This window comes from Commensalibacter melissae, assembly GCF_009734185.1.
GTDB classification, from domain to species: domain Bacteria; phylum Pseudomonadota; class Alphaproteobacteria; order Acetobacterales; family Acetobacteraceae; genus Commensalibacter; species Commensalibacter melissae.
In genome coordinates, this window is sequence record NZ_CP046393.1 from 448,961 (window position 1) to 471,684 (window position 22,724).

A 22,724-nucleotide genomic window follows, 5' to 3' on the forward strand; every position below is an offset into this window, starting at 1 on the left:
CTCTAATTCAATTTCTTGTCAAAGTATATTTTTATATATTTCCGAAATGATATTGAGCTCATCTTGACTATGTAGGAAAAACATCTGGTGTTTATATATTGTCCAAGATGAATGTAACCTTCATGTAAAGGATGGGCTGAAATAAAATGTTTTTTTCAAATTGATGGTTGGACATCAATTGGATCTGATAGTTAGTAATGATAGTTTGTATCCGGATGGAAGAAATTCTTGTTTAAGCTAGGATATTAATAAGGAAGATGCTTTTAATGAAAATTTAAAAAAACTATTCGTAAAATGCAAAATTCAAGAGCTTTTTATGATGATAAGGTTATCATTAAAACATTCCCTAGAGTTGAAGAGAAAATTCCCAATCCTGAAGCTTTATCTATTCAAGTATTTTTTTATAAGGATAATGATTTGGCTGATGTGCAATATTTTCAATAGTATTATAATATAATAGATATTTCGATTTCGATTGTAAATATGGTGCAAGATACAGAAGTAGGCAATACAGAATTTTATTATAATTCACATGACCAATTGATCGCAGGTTGTTCAAAATAAAGTTTTTCAACTTAATTCGTAAAAATTTTATTTTATTTATTTTGTAAAGAAATTTTGAATGAAATTATGATATCATACAAATAATCTTAAAATTTCTGTTACGGAATTATCGATTTATAGATAAATCTTGTTAGATCGTCTATTTAACTAAATAATATTGGCATTCATATTTAGAATGGAAATCATTATGAGATCTTTAAGTTCAGCTGATAATTTTGTTAAAGAAGCGATGAAGAAAAGGGGTGATAATTATTACCCAAAATTTCATATTGCCGCTCAATATGGTTGGATTAATGATCCAAATGGTTTAATTTATATTAACGGGAAATATCATTTTTTCTTTCAACATTATCCTTATAAACCTATATGGGGGCCTATGCATTGGGGGCACGTTGTCAGTGATGATATGGTTCATTGGGAGCATATGCCAATTGCTCTATATCCTGATCAGGAATATGATCGGGATGGTTGTTATTCAGGTTCAGCTGTAAATAATAATGGTATACTAACCTTATTTTATACAGGTCATAGATTTTTTGAGAAAACCGGTGAAGATTCACGAATTTGTCAAGTTCAATGCATGGCGACCAGTATAGATGGAATTCATTTTACCAAACATGGACCTGTTTTATATCCTCCAGAAGGTATAGTTGATTTTCGAGATCCCAAAGTATGGCGAGCTCGGGAAAAATGGTGGATGGTTGTGGGGGCAAAAGTAAATGATTTGGGTCAAGTGAGGTTATATCAATCTGATAATTTAAAAGAATGGCAATTTAGATGTATCCTACATCAGGCAAAAGATAGCGTAGATGGTTATATGTGGGAATGTCCTGATTTTTTTAGTGTTAATAATAAAGATGTGTTAATTACTTCACCTCAAGGTATGCCTGCTCAGGAATATGATTACCGTAATTTACATCAAAGTGGTTATTGTATAGGTCAATGGGAAAAGAATGGAACTTTTTCTATTGAAACTTCATTTAGAGAAATTGATCATGGTCATGATTTTTATGCCCCCCAGACATTTGAAGCTGCTGATGGGCGTAGAATTATGGTCGGATGGATGGAGATGTGGGATGCGCCTCTTCCTAATCAATCCGAGGGTTGGAGCGGCGCGTTAACCTTGCCTAGAGAAATTTCATGTAATGAGATTGGTAAATTATATTGTAAACCAATTGTAGAATTGGAATTACTTAGAACAGATTATAAAAATTTTGAATTGATTGCTTTAAATAATGAGGTTTATTCATTAGATGAAACATATCAAGAGCTGAAGCTATCGATTGATTTGACTGCTAGTTCATGTAGGTGTTTTGGTTTAAATATTGAAAGTGCTGGAAGAATTAGTGTTGATTCAGCTTTGAAGCGGTTAATATTTGACCGACATAGTTCTGATTATGAATTACAATCCTGTCGAAGTATTTCTTTAAAGGGAATGTTACGAATAGACTTACATATTTTTATTGATGCCTCTTCTATAGAAATTTTTGTTAATGAAGGTGAATATAGTTTAACTAGCAAGATTTATCCGATTTCTGACCAAAAAAAGTTAACGTTATTTGCTGAGAAAGGAACCGCAATTTTTAAAAATATAAAAGAATGGAAATTGGATTCAATTTTTAAATAATCTGAAAGTTATAATTTTGATGATGAGAATAATTTTTCAAACTATCTTCTCATCATCATGTTAAATAAAATTTATCAAAAAACTATTATCTAATATTTTAATTTGGGTCCTGCTTGATAGATAGTTTCAGAGACGTTAAATTTCTTGAAATTATCAATAAATTGTTGTGCTAAATTTTGTGCAGCTTGATCATAAGCTTGTGGATCTTTCCAACAGTTGCGTGGATTTAGAATTTTATTTTCAACATTAGGTATTGCAGTGGGAATATCCAGATTCATAATTTCAAGATGCTCTGTTTTTGTTTCGTTAATAAGGTCATTTTGTATCGCATGGATAATTGCTCTCGTTGTTGGAATTTTGAACCTTTTACCTACACCATAACCACCCCCTGTCCATCCTGTATTAACCAAATAAACATGCGAATGAAAATTCTTAATGCGTTTGATTAAAAGTTCTGCATAGACTTGTGGTGGACGTGGAAAAAAAGGTGCACCAAAACATGTTGAAAATGTGGATTTGATTCCTGAACCGGATCCTATTTCCGTTGATCCAACCAATGCGGTATATCCAGAAAGAAAATGGTATGCAGCTTGTTCATGATTTAGAATGGCAATAGGTGGCAAGACGCCAGTTAAATCACAAGTCAAAAAGATAATTGCATTAGGTTCGCCCCCTTTGTTATTTTTTGCCCGTTTCACAATGAAATCACGAGGGTAGCAAGCTCTTGTATTCTGAGTGAATTGTTCATCATTGTAATCAGGCTCACGTGTCACTTTATCTAATACGACATTTTCAAGAACACTTCCAAAACGGATAGCTCGCCAGATAACGGGCTCATTTTTTTCACTAAGATGAATACATTTTGCATAGCATCCTCCTTCAATATTAAAAACTGTTCCTGCACCCCAACCATGTTCATCATCTCCAATCAGGTAACGGTGTTCATCGGCTGAAAGTGTTGTTTTACCTGTTCCTGACAATCCAAAAAACAAGGTTACATCACCTTTTTCGCCAATATTTGCTGCACAATGCATGGGTAAAACGTCTTGCTCAGGCAAAAGAAAATTTTGCACAGAGAACATGGCTTTTTTCATTTCCCCAGCATAAGGCATTCCTGCAAGTAAAACTTTTTTTTGAGAAATGTTAATGATGACAGTTCCCTCAGAATTGGTACCGTCTCGTTCAGGATTGCACTTGAAACCGGGAGCGTTGATAATTTGCCATTCAGATAGTTGTTTTGGATTATAAATATCAGGATTGATGAAAAGACATCTTCCAAACACGTTATGCCAAGCGGTTTCGGTAATCATTTTGACGGGTAGATAATAATTTTGGTCAGACCCGACATGAACATGAGAAATGAAACATGCTTGTCGATTGATATAATCCTCGACATGTTTCCATAAGGTGTCAAATTTATTTTCGGAATAAGGTTGGTTAATTTTACCCCAATTAATCGCATTTTCTGTTATGGCTTCTTTAACAATAAAACGATCAGTCGGGGACCGTCCGGTTCGTTTGCCCGTTTTTACTGTTAACGCACCATTAGCGGCCAATTTTCCCTCATTGCGTTGAATGGCTAACTCAACAAGTTCTGCGATGCTAATATCTGTATAATGTTTAACGTGATTCATTCAATAATTTCCAACGGCATTATCAGGTTTAAAGATAAAATTATGAATTATATGCAGTCGGTTGTTTAATCACATATATGCTATTATTTATCTATTTAAATTATCAAAAAGGGTTTGTCATGATTATAATTGTTAAAATTCTTGATCAGGATCGTTATTTTTGGAAAAAGCATATGAATGTATTCAAGGGTTATTGAAGAACGATATAAATAGATCCTTTTATCTGTTTAAATCAATTTTTATTTAAAAAAATATTATTCTGATTTTACTATCACTAAAATTTGAATATAATTACGAAATTATATCGATTTTTTTAAAAAAATTTTCGATTATTCGATTCGATATTTAATAATGATTGTTGATATTTTTGAATTGTATTACATTTATTTCGTAATTTTCGATAAACAGATAATTTAACGAAAAACAAATCATCATAAATGATGATTTGGCATCATTTTTCATTTTTATATCGGATCATAAATAATGAGTAAAAACACCAATTTTGAAACCTTGGCTATTCATGCGGGGGCAACACCTGATCCAGTAACAGGGGCAAGAATAACACCGATTTATCAGACTACAGCTTATGTTTTTAAAGATGTTGATCAGGCAGCCAATCGCTTTGCCTTGACAGATGCGGGAAATATTTATGGTCGGATTACGAACCCAACCCAGTCTGTATTGGAAGAACGGGTGACAGCACTGGAGGGAGGAAGTGCAGCATTGGCAACTGCTTCTGGACATGCTGCAGAGTTTTTAACCTTTCATACCCTGATGGAGGCAGGGGATAATTTCATCGCCGCTCGTCAATTATATGGTGGTTCAATTAACCAGTTTACTCAGTCTTTCAAATCATTTGACTGGCATGTTCGTTTTGCTGATATTGACGATTTATCCACTTTTGAAAAAGCAATTGATGGTCGGACAAAGGCGATTTTTATTGAAAGCTTTGCAAACCCTGGTGGTATAATTGTTGATATAGAGGCCATTGCAAAAATTGCTTATGCCAATCATATCCCTTTGATTGTGGATAACACCATGGCGACGCCTTATCTGGTTCGCCCTTTTGCACATGGTGCTGATATCGTGATTCATTCCCTGACTAAATTTATGGGGGGACATGGAAATTCGATGGGCGGCATTATTGTTGATGGTGGTAAATTTGATTGGAAAAAAGATAACAAATATAAAAAAATTACAGAGCCACGACATGATTATGCAGAGTTGGTTATTGCGGATGCGGCAGGTTCATCGGCTTTTGCAATTGCTGCGCGTGTATTGGGTATGCGTGATTTTGGTCCAACAATTTCTCCTTTTAATGCATTTTTGATCTTAACGGGAATTGAAACCTTACCTTTGCGTATGCAGCGTCATTGTGACAATGCAAATGTGGTAGCTCATTATCTGGCTAATCATGAAAAGGTTGCGTGGGTTTCGTATGCTGGATTGCCTGATAATAAATATAATGATTTGCAGAAGAAATATGCGCCTAAAGGGGCTGGATCAGTATTTACCTTTGGAATAAAAGGAGGATATGATTCAGCTGTTCGGTTTGTCTCTTCGTTAAAAATGTTTTCTTTATTGGCTAATATTGGAGACACGCGTTCCTTAGTTATTCATCCTGCATCGACTACACATCGTCAATTAAGTTATGAACAAAAAATTGCTGCAGGAGCGGGACCCGATGTGATTCGTCTATCGATTGGTATCGAAAATGTAAATGATATTATTCAGGATCTTGAACAGGCCTTGGCACTAAGTTAAGATAAAATATAGAGTAAGAGTTATTGATTTTTAAAAATACCCCTTGTTTGATTCAGGGGTTTTCAATATATCGTGCAATCTCGATTAAATTCAGATCAGGGTCACGTAGATAAATGGATTCAATGGATCCCTGTGCCCCTGTTCGGTTGACAGGACCCTCAAGCGGTTTAATTCCATATTTTTGTAAATGAGCTAGAATTGTTGCTGGTTTTTCTTGAGTAACAAAACAGATATCTAAAGAGCCTGGTACGGGTAAATGTGCTTTTGGTTCAATTTCCTTACCATATTCATGAACATTGATTTTTTGATTGCCGAATTTAAAAGCTATTCGATCTTGTCCAAAATGTTGCAGGGAAAATTGTAAAACCTGAGTGTAAAAATGGATACACGCATCAAGCCTGTATGTTGTCAGCACAATATGATCAATGGAATTAATCATAATTTATATTCCTTTCGAAATATAACGAAAATGAAACCGAGATTATTTGAATATGGATTGTTTTGCAAGTAAAAATTGTTTTTCGTTACGGTTTTGCAAACGCTTATTATTATTTTTTGTTTTTTGGTGGATTAATTTTATAAAACTACAAAAAAGATTTAACGATGAATTGATTTTTTTGAAATAAATAAAAGATGAGAATTCAATTATTTAATGTGGTGGAGGGGGTTGGATTCGAACCAACGTAGACGCACGTCAGCGGATTTACAGTCCGCCCCCTTTAGCCACTCGGGCACCCCTCCATCGGAAGATGGAAAACAAATAACAGGTTCTTTTGATAGATGTCAACAGAGTTTTTAACTTTTCTTTGTAGATTTTTTTGATTTTCTCTATAATCATTTGATTTTTAAATATATAGAAAAGATTGAATTATATATGAGTAAAAAACCTGTTTCTAATTCTCATCAAAAAGAGGGTGGATATTGGTTGTATGGTTTGCATGCTGTGCAAGCGGCTTTGAAAAATCCATTACGTCAAAAAAATCGTTTGTTGGCTACACAAGAGATATTTGACACTTTAATGACCAAATTGGAACGGCCTTTAAATATATCTTATGAAATTGTTGATCGTATGATGTTGAATAGGTTTTGTGGTCGGGATGCTGTACATCAGGGCGTTGCATTACAGGTTATGCCACTTCCCGACCCAGATTTAGAGGATATAGTGAAACGGCATGGACCCGTGCTCATCCTTGATCAAGTTACAGATCCTCGCAATATTGGTGCTATTTTACGTTCGGCAATGGCATTTGGGGCAGCTGGAATTATTATGCAGGATCGTCATTCCCCAGAAGAAAGCGGGGTTTTGGCCAAGGCGGCATCGGGTGCTCTTGATTCTGTATTGGTAATGAAAGTGGTTAATCTTTCACGTATTATGAAGCAGTTAAAGGAAAAAGGTTTTTGGGTTCTTGGAATGGATGCGCAGGGTGAGGTTCTAAATGGTCAAAATTATAAGAAAAGAAAAGTGGCATTGGTGTTGGGTGCCGAAGGTAAGGGACTGCGACAGCTTGTCCGTCAAAATTGTGATGAAATTGTTTCATTATATATGGCCGGGGATATTGACAGTTTAAACGTATCAGTTGCGGGTGCCATTGCCTTGTACGAAATAATCCATTCTAATTTAATCTAGAAATTTTATGTTAGTTTATTTAAAATTGTTCTTTTTATGCAATATTAAAGGTAAAGATCAGCTTGTTTAGATTGTCTGTATCAACGCGTGAAAAAATAAAAGATTTAGTTTTTCATCAGCAAAATCGTATAAATCACCATTCTATTGAAACTGTTAAGATTGAAAAAACGATTGGATGTTATGGCAGCCCGCGATGGAAGAATATTCAGGAATTTGCAAACAATCAATCATATCCTTTTTTGCACTGGAAACATCCAGCCGAGACAATTTACCGTTATCATCTGAAAGATATAACCCTTGATGTTTATCATATGGTATATTTCAAACAAAACCGGGTTATCACCAACAGTAATTATTACTTATCGGAAAATTTGCTCAATTCCATCCACATTCAATTGGATAAACTGATTGATGCGCGAGATCAGGGAGCTGTATTCTGTTGTTCTGATCATTGGGAAAACAATTATTTTCATTGGATGATGCATGCCATTCCAGCTTATTATGCGGCAATGCAATCAGGAATAAAAGCCAAATTTCTTTTGCCTTACCCATTGATGTTATGGCGTAAACGCAGTTTGGAATTGCTGGGACTTGACTTATCCATGTGTTATCCCATTGAAAAGGAAAAACAATATAGATTTTCAGAATTTTATTATTTTGATTATCTCTCACAAAAATTTGGCTATTCCTGTTCAAAGCTTTCTGAGCAGGCATATGTCAAAATGAAACAGAATGCTGTTGTATCTATTCAGTCAATAGCGAAATATGACAAGATATATATTAGTCGCGTAAATAAGAATAATCGGCATTTACCTAACGAGGAAAAGCTTGTTGAAGCATTGGAGAAAAGAGGATATTTTATTTTAAATCCTGAATTATACAGTCTAGATGAACAAATCATGCTTTTTCATTATGCAAAAATTGTGGTTGGTTTGTTGGGTGCAGGTTTATCAAATATCGTTTTCTGTCAAAAAGACACATTGATTTATGAATTGATTCCAAGTCATCATATCAATCCATGTTTTCTGGTCTTGTCTTTACAAAGCGGATTGCGTTATTGGGCCGATCAATTTGACAGTGGTGTTGATCATGGGGCGCCAGATCATCTTAGTGCCTGGGAAAAACCAATTGATGTAGCATTTGTCATGAAGAGGCTTGATGAACTTGAACCTTATATGCGTTCTGTTGATAATGCAGTTGTTAAATAACGTAATCAATAGGGGGAAGACTTAAATCCATTGATACTCCAGGTAAATCTTTATGACGTACCCCGATTTGTCGGGCAGGATTGCCAACTACGGTTGTGTAAGGTTTGACTGCTTCTAAAACAATTGACCCTGCACCAATCTTGGCTCCTTCTCCAATTTCCACATTTCCTAATACTTTTGCACCTGCACCGATTAAGACTCCCCGACGGATTTTGGGATGACGGTCTTTTTCATCTTTGCCCGTTCCCCCAAGGGTAACTTCTTGTAATATTGAAACGTCATCTTCTACAACAGCGGTTTCCCCAATAATAACAGAAGTGGCGTGATCTATCATGATTCGCTGTCCCAGACGGGCGGCAGGATGTATATCAACCCCAAACACTTCCGAAATACGGCTTTGTAAATGAAGTGCCAGATAGCGTCTTTGATTATGCCATAGCCAATGGGAAATGCGATGGGCCTGAATGGAGTGGAATCCCTTGAAAAATAGAAATGGTGTAATTAAATCGGAGCATGCTGCGTCTCTCATCATAACCGCGATCAAATCGGCTGCAGCTATGGAAATGAGAGGCGGATTGGTTCTGTACACTTGTTTGATTAAATCAGTTAATGCCTGATAGGGGATGGAGGCATCCTCTAATTTGCGTCCTATCATACAAGTCAGGGCGGTTTTGAAATCATGATGGCTGTGAATGCATGTATCAAAAAAACTGGATAACAAAGGATCACAACATCCATTGCTTTCTTGAACCATTTTTTCCCACAAGGCTTGAAGGTTTATTTCGTGGCTGTCGGGGCCGCTCGCTAATAGGTTATTCGGATCATTCATTGCGTTTTGAGTAGGTGCAATTGGATGAAGAGATTGACCAAATTTTTTTTTCATCATGCCCTCATGCAAATTTATCAGTATCCTTAGGGAGAAATGTGACTTAGGTTAACATGACATATAAGGAAACTATATTTTTATTCAAATGACCAGATTTTTTTTACATGTGGAAAAATTTACATAATTTTTTTGCAAAGGATTGTGCTTTGTCTAACAATGTTTAATAGTTGAATAAGGACTTATACAATAATATTTCATTCTATGTATCATAAGCATAAACTATTGATTTGATAGAATAAAGTGGGTTTTACTTGGATTGTACGGGAATAGTTTCCAATGAAATGTAAAAATAAAAATTTTCTGAATATTCAAAAAATTTTTCTGTATCTGATGTGTATAGTTGGATTAATTCCAGACTCTGCATTAGGGGCTTTGCCAGTGATGCCTGTTTTGGATAGTGGTGATACGGCATGGATGTTAATCAGCAGTGCGTTGGTTTTATTAATGACAATCCCAGGATTGGCCTTATTTTATGCAGGGATGGTTCGCAAGAAAAATGTTCTTGCAACAATGATGCAATCTTTTGCTATATGTTGTCTTGTTACTTTAATATGGATAACAGTGGGATACAGTCTTGTATTTACGACAGGGAATTCTTTCATTGGTAATTTATCACAATTTATGTTGAATGGAATTCTTGGCAACTATCACATGGGTGTTGATAAGGGGTTCATATTAGGAGCCAATGGAAACAATCCTGTTATTATGACTATCCCACAAAGTGTTTATGTTATGTTTCAAATGACATTTATCATTATTTCTGTGGCAATTTTGGTTGGATCGGTTGCAGAACGTATAAAATTTTCTGCCCTATGTATATTTTGTATATTATGGGCGTTATTTTCCTACGTGCCTGTTGCATATTGGGTTTGGAATCCGACAGGCTGGTTAGCCAATCTAGGAGCAATTGATTTTGCAGGTGGAGCAGTTGTTCATATTAATGCCGGTATTGCGGGTTTAATATGTGCTCTGGTTGCAGGAAAACGGTTAGGGTATGGTCGAAGTGATTTGGCACCGCATAATGTAGGTTATGCTGTTATGGGCGCTTCCCTATTATGGATTGGGTGGTTTGGTTTTAATGGGGGATCAGCCTTGGGAGCAAATGGTCGTGCAGCCATGGCGGTACTTGTAACACAGATTGCTGCCGCTTCTGGTGGTATTGGCTGGATGTTGATTGAATGGACTATTCGAAAAAAACCAACAGTACTTGGTATTGTATCTGGAGCAGTGGCTGGCTTGGTAGTCATTACCCCAGCAGCTGGTTTTGTAATGCCTGGCCCGGCCTTATTAATGGGATTTCTAGGCGGGTTGATTTGTTTTTGGAGTTGTTCTTATTTAAAACGAAAATTGGGATATGATGATTCTCTTGATGCTTTTGGTATTCATGGAATGGGGGGAATTATCGGGGCAATTTTAACCGGTGTTTTTGCCTTTGGTCCATTGTCCGCTACAGAGACAGATCCAGTGGGTATTAGTGCATCTTTGCATCTTGTTATTGCCCAGATTGAGGCAGTTGCTGTCACAATAATCTGGAGCAGTCTTGTTTCATTTGTTTTATTGAAAATTATTGATTGTTTGATTGGATTGCGTGTAGATACAGATTCAGAAAGGCAAGGGTTGGATATGGTTTTACATAATGAACAGATAAATTGAATATTAGCAATTATTTTTGTTTACAATTTTTAACAAAAAGCGCTTTAATACTATTGGTTTAAGAATATTAAACCTTTTATTTATGTAAGGGTATTATAAATGATAAAATCCATAGTTGCGCGCTTTCCTGTTATAGGTGCCGGTTTAGCTATTACCTCTTTTGTCGGAACCTCTTTGCTGGTAAATAATGCTGTCCATGCTGTTACATCCAAAGAATGTCATCAGCAGTTTACGGCAGCTAAAAAAGCTGGAACCGTCAAAGAAAAAACGTTTAGAGAATTCAAGGCAGCTAATTGTAAAGATGAAAGATCTGTCAAAGATGAAATGCATCAGCAAGATGCGAAAAAATCTGATACATCCCAGAATAATGCTTCTTCTAAATCTCCAGCTAAACAAGATGCTACAGCATCAAGTATAGCAGCAGGTGATGCAGTTTTTCCAAACGCGGTTGATAGTAAATATTCAAATGAGAAAGAAGGTACTGCTCGGATGCATACCTGTTTGGATCAATATAAAGCGAACAAAGCCGATAATAAGAATGGCAATTTGAAATGGATTCAAAAAGGCGGCGGTTATTATAGTGATTGTATGAAACATTTTAAATCTGGTTCAGCACAATAATTTTTCCACAGTTTATAAAAGCCTGTTTTTTTAATTAGAACAGGCTTTTTATATTTAAATAAAAAATATTCCTACTGATAAATTGAAACTTAGGGTTATCTGGTAATATTTAAATTATTGAAATAAATTGTAACAGGGTTAATTTCCTGGTTTTCTGATTGTATTATGACCAAACTGATTAATATATAAAATTATGTTCTTTTAAAAAACCGTATCCGGAATTATCTTTTGAATTGAAGGTTTATGATGTTTTATGCTGTTGGTGTCTGTGGATAAGCTCTTGTCTTTCAACAATTTCAATTTTTCCAGATTGTGCATTTTCAACATCCATTACAATAACATAATCACAATGCGCAACTGTTGCAGGCCGGTGTGCCACAATAATGCGTGTTATATTCATTTCATCTAGTATTGTCGCAATATGGGCTTCTGTTGGTTCATCCAGACTGCTGGTTGCTTCATCTAAAAATAGGATTGCTGGTTGGCGATATAAAGCTCTGGCTAAAATAACCCTTTGTTTTTGTCCTCCTGACAAGGAACTTCCCATATCACCAACAAATGTTTCAAATTTCATGGGCATTGCCATTATATCTTGTAAAATTGCAGCTTTCTGTGCACATTCAATAATTTTTTCCTGATCAGGTTTATCATCAAACCCGCAAATATTATCTGCAATTGAACCAGAAAACAGTCCATCATCCTGTAAAACACCAGCAATTTCTTGTCGGTAATTGTCTAGAGATTCTTTTAATATATTTCGACCGTTAAAGTAGATATCACCTTCCTCTGGATGGGTTAAACCCATCATTGTTTTTAAAATTGTTGACTTTCCACATCCTGATGCGCCTACAATAGCAATACTTTTACCCTTTGGAATTTTCAGGTTTATATTACGAAATACCCAAGGTTCAGCAGGAGAGTATCTAAAACCCAAATTTTTACACACAAGATGGTTTTGATCATTAATATGAAGTTGTTCCGTCAATCTGTTATTATTCGATATAGATATTATAGCATTTTCTTCACTTTCTGTAGGTGTTAAGACTATATCTGAAATACGATCGCTTTGGATAGAAAGCATTTTTAGTTTGAAGGCGGCACCGATAAGATTGCCTATGCGTCCGGTGAATTGGTCTTTGTAAGATAGAAAGGCAACCAGCATTCCAACTGTCATTTTATTATCCATGACGTAATGTGCCCCGATTACCAACATTATTAACCTGTCAATAGCGAAGATGGAATCATTTATACGTCCAAAAATAAGGTCATAACGTTGTGTTTTTAATCCGACATTGATTGCATCAACCAATAAATTTAACCAGCGTGCACGTCTTCGCTCCCGCAATCCAAGTAACTTGATACTTGCCATACCTCTCAAAGTTTCAATAAGATGTGAATCCTTTTTAGCATTATAGACAATACCCTCTTCAGAGGCTTGCTTGTAAGGGCGATAAGCCATAAGACGGCTTATACCGTCAAGGATTACAGCAATTAATGTTACAAGTGCCAGCCATTTACCATAGATGATTAGCATTACAAACATACCAATTGCCATTAAACCATCCATGATTGCTTGTACCATATCAGTTGTAATGGTTTGTTGAATAATACCTAATGAACCGAAACGGGATAATATATCTCCAACATGTCTTTTCAAGAAATAATCCAGCGGTAATTTGGATAAATGTTCAAAAAGGCTGGCATTCCATTGAACAGATACACGGGTGCTGAAAAGCATGACCATCCATGTTCGGGCTGTGGAAATAAGCATTTGCAGCAAAATAAGAATGGCAATTCCAACTGTGATTGTTGTTAGCAAGCCGTTATCCAAAGTCACAATGACTTCATCAATAATGACTTGCGAGGCCATAGGCATGACAATTGAAATAGCTTCCAACCCAAGAGAAGTTAATAAAAGATAAAACAGGGTTGTTTTAAGACCGTCTGTTTTTCTGAAAAGATCACGTAAATGAAGATTGTTGCGCTCATCTTTTCGGGTAAAATTTTGGTCGGGAGCAATCTCAAGCGCCACTCCTGTAAATTCATTATTGATTTCACCCCAAAGTACCTTACGTTTTCCACGGGCGGGATCATTAATCATAATTCCATTGGTTTTTACATCTGTTAACACGACAAAATGGTTTAAACTCCAATGAAGAATGCAAGGTAAGCGTAATTTGTTTAGTTCTTCCATTTCCAAACGCAAAGGACGTGTTGTCAAGTTATTCCGTTGCGCAATATCAATAATATTCTGTAGAGTAATTCCTTTGATAGAAATAGATTCTCTTTGTCTAAATGTTGTTAGATCAATATAATTTCCATAATAACTCATAATCATGGCAAGGCATGCCAAGCCACATTCGGAAGCTTCCACTTGCAAAATTACGGGAACAGTTTGGCGAAAAGCAAAATTTAGTCTTTTCAAGGTATTAATCATGAGTTCGGTTTCGTTAATCTTGTTTTAATAGTATCGTTAACCTCAATAATGGGTTGGAACATCCATTGATAAAGGCGACGATAATCAACGGCAATATCAGCTTCAACTTGCATTCCGGGCTGCAAAAAATATTTTTTATTGGGATAAGCTGCAATGAAGTTTTTTTCAGGTTTTACCCGAATTCTATAAAAGTTACGATCAATCTTACTGTTGGGACCAATTATTTCATTTTTTAAATTTGGATTGCTGTCTTTACCCATTATATCCGATGTAACTGGTGTATAAGTAATTTCGGTAACAGTCCCGTTGTATAGACCAAATTTTTGATATGGAAATGCTGCATAACGTAAGATAACATTGCTATTTTTCTTTAAAAGTCCCACGGCTGAACTAGGAATATAAAGTTCGGCTTCGATTGTTTGACCTTCTGGAACTATACTTGTTAAGGCGGAATCTTGTGAAACTTGCTGACCGATATATCCCCGAAGCGCTGTTATTGTTCCATTTATGGGGGCTGTAACGAAAATAATTTGATTACGTTCTCCCAGTATGATTTTCTGATCAATATCATTTATGCTTTTTTTAATTTCATTGAGATCACGTTGATAATTGTTATCGTACAGTTGATATTTTGATGCATTTTCTAATATTTGGCCTTCAATCGAAGTTTGATTTTGTAAGAACTGTGCATGAGTACCTAAAATTTGGGCATATGTGTATAATTGATTCTGATATTCCTGATTTGTTGCCAAAGACATTTTCTTGGCTTTTTCAATCATCAGTAACGATTGTTGGACCAAGGGGATTATTTGATTGTCATTTTCGATTTGCTGGGTAACTTTGTCATGCTGTTTGTAAAGATTAGAGAGTGTTTCCTTAATATTGTTTTTTTCAATGGGAGCGGCCTTTTCTTTGAGTGCAAGCTGTTTTTCAAGAATATTTTTTTGTTTTTTCAACAAGTTATTAGTTAATTGTTGTGTGGGTCCATTGATAGAGGTGTTTTCGAGACTTATCGTGAATAATTTATCGCCTTTATGAACAAATTGGCCCTCTATAACGTTTTTTTCAATAACAATGCCATTTGTTCTTGATCCTATAGTGATTAACCCTTCTGTAGGCATAATGCTGCCGGAAGCATGTATACGACGCGTATAACCACCGAAAATAGTATATAATATGATAATAATGACACAAATGAATGAGGTAACCGCGATGATTTTTATAGGAATAGGTTGTACATCCTGTACGCGACCTAACCATGTATCTCGTTTTGCTTCTAAAACTTCATGCCTGAAAAGAGAATTCATGGATAATAATTTTGATAGATTAAATAAATTTTGTAAGAAAATTGAGAAATAATATTTCAATCATAAATGTTTATGATTGAAATATTATATATTCTCTAAAGATTTTTTATATTTATATTAATTTTAGGTGCATCAATTTACACGATAAAAACAACTTATTTTAAATATTATAATGATTAGTTGCAGGAAAATATCATTATGTATGTTGATGTATGTTGAAACTAATGGAAGAGATTAGCAATTCCCTGCGATATTCCATTAATAATTCCAACTGTACCCAATCCTATCCCAGAAATTGCATTGTTAACATTGCTACTTATATCGGCGGCATTTTTTGATTTGGCTGCGTCAACAATAGATCCAATACCACTGCCAAGTTTACTTCCGGCATTTGCTTCATTGTTGGTTTTAATTCCTGTTAAGCTACTATAAAGATTATCGACAATTCCTCCAATTGAAGCGCCTATGAAAGAGCCTATTAAAGCGGAAGAAACAGGAAGTGTAATATTGCCCCCAATAATATCACCCAAAAAAGATCCACCTGATACGCTATTGATTTCATGTGATGTAATTTCTCGCATTTTAATATTCCTGAATAGAAGGGGTTACAATTTATTTCAATAACCTATCATCAAATTATTAACATATCAAATCAAATATACAATTGTATTTTATTAATAATACTTAATCTTTGAAAAAGTTAAACTATAATTGCATTCTTATTAGAAGTTTGTTAATTTTTATTAAAATGGATTTCCCGTGACTTTTTGAGGAGTTCCTGTTTAACTTTTTTAAGTTTTTTTCTGAATTCTTGATTTGCATGTAAACGAGCGACGACTTCAGCTCCGATCAATCGGCCTGCGTCTACATCGCTTTGCCAGTGCGCACCACAAATAACGCGACTTTGTCCGAATTCATAACCTTCTTTCAATATCTGGTCTTGTTTATCTGGAAAAATTTCAGATAGAAATAAGGCGGCGGACCATCCAAAAGCTGCGTGACCTGAGGGGTATGAACCATCTTTGCTAAGTAGCTCCTCATCCTCTGGAGTGCAGCTGTGCGTGTGATAATACATAAAGGGACGAATTCTTTGATAGTGTTTTTTCGCTTTATCAGTTCCAAAATTACCGCTCATGATTAACAGATCCTCTAAAAAATCTTGAGTGATAGGGGTATTTTTCTTGGATATTTCAATACCGATGGTTTTAGAAAAGTTCTTTCCGATTGTTCCGTTAAAAATAGCGGCTTCTTCAATGGCTTGGTTCCATCGAGATGTGTTTATAAGTTTGCGTGTATTGAGATATATTTCTTTATCAATTGCGAATAGTTGACTATTTCTATCTGGTGGAGACGGTAAAAGTTTCAAACTATTTGCGAATTGATCAGTATGCAAGGGTAATTTTTTTGATTTAGTAAATAGTCTTTTTATTTCATCTTTTTGTAAATTGCTGGATTGTCCAGTTAAGGGGGATATTAGGATATTTATTAATAATGTAAAAATAATTGTTTTTTTATAATTCATTGGTCTCTATTTATTTGTCATAAAAAAATTAAAGGTAATAGATTAAGTAAATTTATCACATGTTTTATGTTTTTATTATATTTATTATTCATGATAGTTTTGATGAATATGTATGGTATTTAAAATTATGAATTGCTTTGTTATAAAAATTAAATATTATTAATATTTTTGTTTTGAAATGATTATAAGGGAAACGTTTTTTTAAAATAAATATTCGTAGAGTTGAATATCGTTACTTATTTTTATAAATAATATATTTTTATTTTAGTCAGTATATTTTTTAAGGAATAGTTAATATAAAAAATTTTCAAAGCTCACCATAATCAATTAGTTTATGATGTTTAATTTAAATTAATAAATTTAAGACTTCAAATACATTTTACGTAAAAAATTTTAAACAGTTTTTATCGCTTGCTTATGTAATAAAAACAGTATGGATAATGATATATGAAAAAAATAGATCTTATTAATATTGGTCTTTTAATGTACCCTAATGTTCAACAAGGAGCCATTTTCGGTTTAATTGATTTTTTTTCTGTAGCAAATCAGTTGGTCAAGGAGAAATGGAATACTAATCTTCCCATACCTCAAATTAAAATTGTAAAAATTGATAAGCCAACAGTAAATTTTAACCTGCCTTCATTTATTGTTAAGAAAAATGACTTAAATTTTTCTGTGATCATTGTCCCTCCTTGTACAGAAGAATTTCCATCTGGAAGAAAATATAATACGCATATTAATTTTTTAAAACATTCCTTTAAACAACCTTGTACAATTGCCTCTATTGGTAATGGCATTTTTTTATTGGCAGAGACTGGACTATTGGATGGTTATACAGTTACGACTCATTGGCAGTTAAAACATCAATTTAGAAACCAGTTTCCAAATATCTATACTGATTTTGATTCTATGGTCATTGAGGAAAGAAATATTATTACGACGGCAGGTTCATTATCTTGGATAGATCTTGGGTTGGAATTGGTTAAAAAATTTTTCGGTTCTATAGTGATGGCTGAGGTTGCACGGTTTTTTTTGGTCCAACCGGCAAGACGTGCACAGAGTTATTTTAATATTTTTTCACCTAATTTAACGCATGGAGATATTCCAATAATTAAGGGACAAAAATGGATATCTAATCAAAAGAATATGAATATTTCATTGAAACAGCTATCAAAAGTAACAGGATTGGAAATACGGACATTGCAGAGGCGTTTTATTAAAGCTACGGGAATGACTGTTACAGAATATATTCAACATCATCGAATTTGCCGTGCTCAATTTTTATTACAATTTTCAAAAAAATTGATTGATGAGATAGGAATTGAATGTGGCTATAAAGATTTAAATGCGTTTCGGAAGATATTTACAAAAATAGTAGGATTATCTCCCAGTCTTTATCGTCGGAATTTTACTGTTTAAAAAATTTTTAATATTATGTTGAGAGTAAAATTGTTTTAAGTACAACAACAATTAATTTGATTAAATATAAATAAAAGTCAAGTAGATGTATAACAATAGGTAACATTTTAATGAGGTGACGAAATAATCATTGAAATAACTTAAAAAAAATTATAAATATATTTTATTAGAAAATTAATAAGCACATTCTTTTTTTAGTTAATATATTTTTACAATAATTTTTAATAATACTTTTAATTACTGGTTTTCCCTTAATTATGTGAACTCATAATTAAGGGAATATAAAAAAGAATTAATAATATTAAATTAATATTAATTTAATGGTTAATTTGAAAAAAACTATTTCATAATTTTGTAATATTTTACTTCTATTACATGGTTTAATATTACTAATCATTATTTTAAAATAATGATTTTTTTATTCTATAAAAATTTAATTGATATTATTAGATAATATTTTAAGCAAATAATTATGGAAAATCCTCGAGCTAGAAAAATTAAATTTTTAAAAAAACATAAGTTGCCATTGGAAATAATGATTTTAATAATGAACAAAGCTTTGGAGGAAAAAAAATATGAAACAGCTTTGGAAATTGCCTATAAGACAGCACCGTATTGTCATCCAAAATTGAATGATGCAAAAGTAGAAATGACACAAATCAAAACATTAGAAGATATGTCTGAAGAGGAACTAAAAAACTTTATTGGCAAGGTCGCGTTAAAATAGTTTTATTATAAAATTATTAAAATTAATAATGATGTAACCTTGATGAAGCAATTCTATCAAGGTTACATAAAGGCTCTTATCTGCCAAAATGATCAACAAAACTATATTTTTCAGCAAAATAGTTGTGAATATTTTTTCCGATTGTGGCCCAATTATCACCGTTTTCTAATCCGGTTTTAATGATATTAAGTTTTGCCAAGCCATCAGCTTTATCATTATGAGGAGGGTTAATAACTCTATCGTGGTGATTATTATGCTGTTGATTATTGTTATGATGTTGATGGTTATTATTGTGACCATGACCGCCAGCAACTTTTGACAATTCGTTTGTTTGTAAAATTTTCATTTGTCTATACCTTTATAAAAAATTAATAACTTCAAAACCTTAAGGTAATTTTTAATATAATACTTTTTTCTGAATGAATCAAATTTCGGTTAGATAATAATTTCGATTATATGATAAAATTTTTGTTAGGTGTAAAAATATAATTTATGATTTTGCTAAAAAAAGCAAAAAAATTAGCCATTGAAGAACTAAAAAAACGTCATGATGCGCGTCATTATCTTTCGGCATTTACAATTTATACAAAACCGGATTATCGTGCTGGTCTTCATTTGAATTTATTATGTAAAAAACTTGAAGCAGTTGAACGTGGTGAAGTTAAAAGACTGATGGTTTTTATGCCGCCGCGCCATGGAAAAAGTGAATTAATTTCAAAACGTTTTCCTGCCTGGTTTTTAGGGCGCAATCCTACAAAACAAGTCATTACAGCCAGCTATTCAGCTAAACTAGCAGATAAATTTGGTCGTGATGTTCGTAATTTAGTGACATCAAAATATTATCGAAATATTTTTTCTGATGTTGCTCTTTCAATTGATAGCAAAGCAAAGGATTTATGGGAAACCAATCATGGGGGTGTGTTTTTAACAGCCGGTATTGGTGGAAGTATGACAGGTTATGGAGGACATCTTGCTATCATTGATGATCCTGTAAAAGATAGACATGAAGCTGAAAGTCAAATAATGCGTGATAATGTCTGGGATTGGTATAAGTCTGTATTGAGAACACGAATTATGCCCGGTGGGGCCATTATTATTGTTCAGACTCGTTGGCATGTTGATGATTTGGCGGGAAGGTTATTATCACAGATGAAAAATGATACAGGTGAAAAATGGGAGGTTATTAATTTACCAGCTATTGCAAATGAAAATGATGTTTTAGGACGGAAAAAAGGTGAGCCTTTATGGCCTGAAGCGTATGATAGAAATGAGCTTGAACAGATTCGAAAGGCAGTGGGTGAACGAGACTGGTTTGCTTTGTATCAAGGTGAACCAACGCTATCAACTGGATCAATTTTCAAAGTTAATATGCTAAATATTATTGATGCAGCACCAAAACCAGTCCAGGTTGTCAGACGTTGGGATTTTGCTGCTTCCAGAGATATTGGCAAATATGATCCTGATTGGACCGTGGGGGTAAAGATGCAACGGAATGTAGATAGTGGATATACAGTGCTTGATGTTGTGCGACTTCGTGGTTTGCCAGATGAAGTTATTAAGACTGTCAAGGCTGTCGCCAGTCAGGATGGTTTTGATGTTAAAATTGTAATTCCACAGGATCCTGGACAGGCGGGTGTGGCTCAGGTGCAATATTACCTCAAAATGCTTGCCGGGTATAAAATAAAAGCGATACGGGAAACGGGGAATAAAATTGCCAGAGCTGACCCATTTGCATCACAGGTTAACATAGGAAATGTATCTTTATTAAGAGCTAATTGGAACAGATCATATTTAGATGAACTTTCTGACTTTCCTAATGGTTCACATGATGATCAGGTTGATGCTTCTTCTGGCGCTTTTGAAGCTATTTCATTACAAAGAAAATTACCGAAAATGCCAAATTGGCAAGGAATTATGAATATTTAATTAAATTTCGTATTGATAATTAAATAAAAAGCGGAATAGCCTATAAAGCTAATCCGCTTTGATGAACTAAAATATTTAAATGATTTAAATAACTATGATTAATAAAATTATAAAATAATCTTAATTGAAATAGTCAATGATTTTAATAACATATAATTAAACATTACTGATTGCAATTATTTTAAGATCTTAAAAAATCACAATTTTGTTATAAGCGGTAATATAATGTTAAATTTTTAAAACCAATTTAGCGTAGTTACATTTTAAATAAATTAGATTTAATTTTTTAAAAACAACAAAACCGATAGTTGAACAGCGTATTAAACTTTCAATCGAGATATTTAATAATGAAAGATGAATTCGGTTATGGTGAAAAAAACCAAATTAAGGGATATTAATATTCCTAGACAAAATCCAGAATTTTTTGGAAACAAACAGGATATATATATACCATATCAAGCTCCAGTGGGAGTGGTTGGCGATTCTTATAATTCTGTAACTGTTAACGACAGCTTGTTTTTTAATCAATTTCATAATTTCAATGTTGGAAATTGTCCGACGACGACATTATTTGAAGAGGGAATTGGATTTCCCGGATATCCATATCTGGCACAATTATCCTTACGTGGTGAATATAGAATAATTATTGAAACGAGAGCAGAAGAGGCTACAAGAGAATGGATAAGGTTTAAACATATCAAAAAGGAAGGGTATGATTCGTCCATTATAAATAAAATAAAAGCGGAATTTAAGCGTTTAAATATTCAAGATTTAATTAAAAAATCATTATGTACGGAAGGTTATTTTGGGCTGGTACATCTTTATATTGATTTAGAAACGGCTAATCATGATGATGAGGAAAAACAGGCTCCTTTATATCTAACTTCAAAAAAAATTAGAAAAGGTGAGCTGCGTGGATTCAAGCTTATTGACCCGACCTGGGCAACCCCTGTTTCATATGATACAATAGATCCTTTTACAGAAGATTTTTATAAGCCTTCAATGTGGTGGGTATTGGGAAAAAAAATTCATGCCAGCAGGTTGATTACAATCATTTCTCAACCAGTTCCTGATATTTTGAAACCAGCTTATAATTTTGGTGGGGTTCCATTTGCTTTTATGGCCAAACCTTATGTTGATAACTGGTTAAGGACGCGACAATCAGTATCGGATTTAATCAAGTCTTTTTCAACTATGGTTTTGAAAACGGATTTATCTCAGTTATTAAGTCCTGGTTGCGAAGAATTGACGCAAAGAGCTGCCTTAATGGCGGCTTACCGTGACAATCGTGGTTTGCAGATTGTAGATAAAGAAACAGAAGAACTTACAAATGTTGCTACACCCTTGACTGGATTGGCACAATTACAAGCTCAGGCTCAGGAACACATGGCCGCAATTTCAGGTATTCCTTTGGTAAAATTATTAGGTATAACACCATCAGGTTTGAATGCATCTTCCGATGGAGAAATACGTTGTTTTTACGATAGAATTGCCGCTTTTCAGGAAACGGTTTTACGTCAACCATTGCAGAAAATTCTTGAAATTATTCAACTGCATTTATTTGGAAAAATAGATCCAGATATCACTTTTGATTTTAATTCCTTGTGGCAATTGGACGAATTGCAGCAATCACAAGTTAATATGAACATAGCAAAAACGATGTGTGATTATGTTTCCAATAATATTTTAAGCCTTTCTCAAATAAAAGACTTATTAGAAAATGAAGATCAATCTGCTTTGTTTTCATTTATAAATTTAAAAAAATAGGTTTTATACAAAAAATATTAGGTGCAGTAAAATGT

19 protein-coding genes and 1 tRNA gene are annotated in these 22,724 nt (G+C 33.9%); 11 read left to right on the forward strand and 9 right to left on the reverse strand.

Annotation, left to right across the window (positions count from 1 at the left end; genetic code table 11):
* Positions 1 to 294 precede the first annotated feature (294 nt).
* Together GN303_RS02055 and GN303_RS02060 are read left to right on the forward strand one after the other, a co-directional pair.
* Entirely contained in the window at positions 295 to 444 is a 150-nt protein-coding gene (locus GN303_RS02055) for a hypothetical protein (RefSeq protein WP_156188443.1), read from the forward strand.
* 307 nt (positions 445 to 751) lie between these two features.
* Positions 752 to 2,191: a glycoside hydrolase family 32 protein gene (locus tag GN303_RS02060; RefSeq protein ID WP_197037467.1), complete on the forward strand. Its 1,440-nt coding sequence runs from the start codon at positions 752 to 754 to the stop codon at positions 2,189 to 2,191.
* Between the two features lie 89 nt (positions 2,192 to 2,280).
* Here GN303_RS02060 and GN303_RS02065 read toward each other — a convergent pair whose 3' ends face one another.
* Positions 2,281 to 3,825, reverse strand: coding sequence for a phosphoenolpyruvate carboxykinase (locus GN303_RS02065; protein ID WP_110439460.1), 1,545 nt, complete (start codon positions 3,823 to 3,825; stop codon positions 2,281 to 2,283).
* Positions 3,826 to 4,308: 483 nt separating this feature from the next.
* Between GN303_RS02065 and GN303_RS02070 the strand changes: the two genes are divergently transcribed.
* A complete protein-coding gene (locus GN303_RS02070) occupies positions 4,309 to 5,589 on the forward strand; it encodes an O-acetylhomoserine aminocarboxypropyltransferase (RefSeq protein WP_110439461.1) in 1,281 nt (426 codons plus the stop codon).
* 52 nt (positions 5,590 to 5,641) lie between these two features.
* On the opposite strand, the gene GN303_RS02075 is transcribed toward GN303_RS02070, so the two are convergent.
* Together GN303_RS02075 and GN303_RS02080 are read right to left on the reverse strand one after the other, a co-directional pair.
* Positions 5,642 to 6,028: a VOC family protein gene (locus tag GN303_RS02075; RefSeq protein ID WP_110439462.1), complete on the reverse strand. Its 387-nt coding sequence runs from the start codon at positions 6,026 to 6,028 to the stop codon at positions 5,642 to 5,644.
* A 216-nt stretch (positions 6,029 to 6,244) separates the two neighbouring features.
* A tRNA-Tyr gene (locus GN303_RS02080) sits at positions 6,245 to 6,330 on the reverse strand.
* A gap of 133 nt (positions 6,331 to 6,463) precedes the next feature.
* Here GN303_RS02080 and rlmB point away from each other — a divergent pair.
* Together rlmB and GN303_RS02090 are read left to right on the forward strand one after the other, a co-directional pair.
* Positions 6,464 to 7,216, forward strand: a complete 753-nt coding sequence (gene rlmB, locus GN303_RS02085) for a 23S rRNA (guanosine(2251)-2'-O)-methyltransferase RlmB (RefSeq protein WP_110439463.1) — start codon at positions 6,464 to 6,466, stop codon at positions 7,214 to 7,216.
* A gap of 71 nt (positions 7,217 to 7,287) precedes the next feature.
* Positions 7,288 to 8,424 carry a glycosyltransferase family 61 protein gene (locus GN303_RS02090; protein ID WP_110439464.1) on the forward strand — a complete coding sequence of 379 codons (1,137 nt, stop codon included), beginning with the start codon at positions 7,288 to 7,290 and terminating at the stop codon, positions 8,422 to 8,424.
* On the opposite strand, the gene cysE is transcribed toward GN303_RS02090, so the two are convergent.
* Positions 8,417 to 9,253, reverse strand: a complete 837-nt coding sequence (gene cysE, locus GN303_RS02095) for a serine O-acetyltransferase (RefSeq protein ID WP_110439502.1) — start codon at positions 9,251 to 9,253, stop codon at positions 8,417 to 8,419. The two genes, GN303_RS02090 and cysE, sit on opposite strands and share 8 nt — an antisense overlap.
* Positions 9,254 to 9,640: 387 nt before the next feature.
* Here cysE and GN303_RS02100 point away from each other — a divergent pair, with 387 nt between their 5' ends.
* Positions 9,641 to 10,963, forward strand: a complete 1,323-nt coding sequence (locus GN303_RS02100; RefSeq protein ID WP_110439503.1) for an ammonium transporter — start codon at positions 9,641 to 9,643, stop codon at positions 10,961 to 10,963.
* A 99-nt stretch (positions 10,964 to 11,062) separates the two neighbouring features.
* The gene (locus GN303_RS02105) at positions 11,063 to 11,584 is read left to right on the forward strand and encodes a hypothetical protein (RefSeq protein WP_196424913.1); all 522 of its coding nucleotides are present in this window, start codon (positions 11,063 to 11,065) and stop codon (positions 11,582 to 11,584) included.
* A gap of 241 nt (positions 11,585 to 11,825) precedes the next feature.
* Here the strand turns inward: GN303_RS02105 and GN303_RS02110 are convergent, their stop codons facing one another.
* The 4 genes from GN303_RS02110 to GN303_RS02125 form a co-directional block, all read right to left on the reverse strand.
* The gene (locus GN303_RS02110) at positions 11,826 to 14,021 is read right to left on the reverse strand and encodes a peptidase domain-containing ABC transporter (protein WP_110439465.1); all 2,196 of its coding nucleotides are present in this window, start codon (positions 14,019 to 14,021) and stop codon (positions 11,826 to 11,828) included.
* On the reverse strand, positions 14,018 to 15,328 hold the full coding sequence (locus tag GN303_RS02115; RefSeq protein ID WP_110439466.1) for an HlyD family efflux transporter periplasmic adaptor subunit: 1,311 nt from the start codon (positions 15,326 to 15,328) through the stop codon (positions 14,018 to 14,020). Before GN303_RS02115 ends, GN303_RS02110 begins: the two co-directional genes overlap by 4 nt.
* A 221-nt stretch (positions 15,329 to 15,549) precedes the next feature.
* Positions 15,550 to 15,909: a hypothetical protein gene (locus GN303_RS02120; protein WP_110439467.1), complete on the reverse strand. Its 360-nt coding sequence runs from the start codon at positions 15,907 to 15,909 to the stop codon at positions 15,550 to 15,552.
* A gap of 152 nt (positions 15,910 to 16,061) precedes the next feature.
* Entirely contained in the window at positions 16,062 to 16,850 is a 789-nt protein-coding gene (locus GN303_RS02125; protein ID WP_110439468.1) for an acid phosphatase, read from the reverse strand.
* 447 nt (positions 16,851 to 17,297) lie between these two features.
* Here GN303_RS02125 and GN303_RS02130 point away from each other — a divergent pair, with 447 nt between their 5' ends.
* Both GN303_RS02130 and GN303_RS02135 read left to right on the forward strand, forming a co-directional pair.
* Positions 17,298 to 18,269: a GlxA family transcriptional regulator gene (locus GN303_RS02130; RefSeq protein ID WP_110439469.1), complete on the forward strand. Its 972-nt coding sequence runs from the start codon at positions 17,298 to 17,300 to the stop codon at positions 18,267 to 18,269.
* Between the two features lie 472 nt (positions 18,270 to 18,741).
* A complete protein-coding gene (locus GN303_RS02135) occupies positions 18,742 to 18,996 on the forward strand; it encodes a hypothetical protein (RefSeq protein ID WP_110439470.1) in 255 nt (84 codons plus the stop codon).
* Between the two features lie 76 nt (positions 18,997 to 19,072).
* Here the strand turns inward: GN303_RS02135 and GN303_RS02140 are convergent, their stop codons facing one another.
* On the reverse strand, positions 19,073 to 19,342 hold the full coding sequence (locus GN303_RS02140) for a hypothetical protein (protein WP_110439471.1): 270 nt from the start codon (positions 19,340 to 19,342) through the stop codon (positions 19,073 to 19,075).
* 146 nt (positions 19,343 to 19,488) lie between these two features.
* Here GN303_RS02140 and terL point away from each other — a divergent pair, with 146 nt between their 5' ends.
* Positions 19,489 to 20,922 carry a phage terminase large subunit gene (gene terL / locus GN303_RS02145; RefSeq protein WP_110439472.1) on the forward strand — a complete coding sequence of 478 codons (1,434 nt, stop codon included), beginning with the start codon at positions 19,489 to 19,491 and terminating at the stop codon, positions 20,920 to 20,922.
* A 366-nt stretch (positions 20,923 to 21,288) separates the two neighbouring features.
* Complete coding sequence (locus GN303_RS02150; protein ID WP_158523899.1) at positions 21,289 to 22,689, forward strand: DUF1073 domain-containing protein; 1,401 nt, start codon at positions 21,289 to 21,291, stop codon at positions 22,687 to 22,689.
* Positions 22,690 to 22,724: the final 35 nt, after the last annotated feature.

Coding starts and splice junctions, on each gene's coding strand:
- GN303_RS02055 (WP_156188443.1), top strand. CDS start 295: ATGCAAAATTCAAGAGCTTTTTATGATGATAAGGTTATCATTAAAACA.
- GN303_RS02060 (WP_197037467.1), top strand. CDS start 752: ATGAGATCTTTAAGTTCAGCTGATAATTTTGTTAAAGAAGCGATGAAG.
- GN303_RS02065 (WP_110439460.1), bottom strand. CDS start 3,825: ATGAATCACGTTAAACATTATACAGATATTAGCATCGCAGAACTTGTT.
- GN303_RS02070 (WP_110439461.1), top strand. CDS start 4,309: ATGAGTAAAAACACCAATTTTGAAACCTTGGCTATTCATGCGGGGGCA.
- GN303_RS02075 (WP_110439462.1), bottom strand. CDS start 6,028: ATGATTAATTCCATTGATCATATTGTGCTGACAACATACAGGCTTGAT.
- rlmB (WP_110439463.1), top strand. CDS start 6,464: ATGAGTAAAAAACCTGTTTCTAATTCTCATCAAAAAGAGGGTGGATAT.
- cysE (WP_110439502.1), bottom strand. CDS start 9,253: ATGAATGATCCGAATAACCTATTAGCGAGCGGCCCCGACAGCCACGAA.
- GN303_RS02100 (WP_110439503.1), top strand. CDS start 9,641: ATGTGTATAGTTGGATTAATTCCAGACTCTGCATTAGGGGCTTTGCCA.
- GN303_RS02105 (WP_196424913.1), top strand. CDS start 11,063: ATGATAAAATCCATAGTTGCGCGCTTTCCTGTTATAGGTGCCGGTTTA.
- GN303_RS02110 (WP_110439465.1), bottom strand. CDS start 14,021: ATGATTAATACCTTGAAAAGACTAAATTTTGCTTTTCGCCAAACTGTT.
- GN303_RS02115 (WP_110439466.1), bottom strand. CDS start 15,328: ATGAATTCTCTTTTCAGGCATGAAGTTTTAGAAGCAAAACGAGATACA.
- GN303_RS02120 (WP_110439467.1), bottom strand. CDS start 15,909: ATGCGAGAAATTACATCACATGAAATCAATAGCGTATCAGGTGGATCT.
- GN303_RS02125 (WP_110439468.1), bottom strand. CDS start 16,850: ATGAATTATAAAAAAACAATTATTTTTACATTATTAATAAATATCCTA.
- GN303_RS02130 (WP_110439469.1), top strand. CDS start 17,298: ATGAAAAAAATAGATCTTATTAATATTGGTCTTTTAATGTACCCTAAT.
- GN303_RS02135 (WP_110439470.1), top strand. CDS start 18,742: ATGGAAAATCCTCGAGCTAGAAAAATTAAATTTTTAAAAAAACATAAG.
- GN303_RS02140 (WP_110439471.1), bottom strand. CDS start 19,342: ATGAAAATTTTACAAACAAACGAATTGTCAAAAGTTGCTGGCGGTCAT.
- terL (WP_110439472.1), top strand. CDS start 19,489: ATGATTTTGCTAAAAAAAGCAAAAAAATTAGCCATTGAAGAACTAAAA.
- GN303_RS02150 (WP_158523899.1), top strand. CDS start 21,289: ATGGTGAAAAAAACCAAATTAAGGGATATTAATATTCCTAGACAAAAT.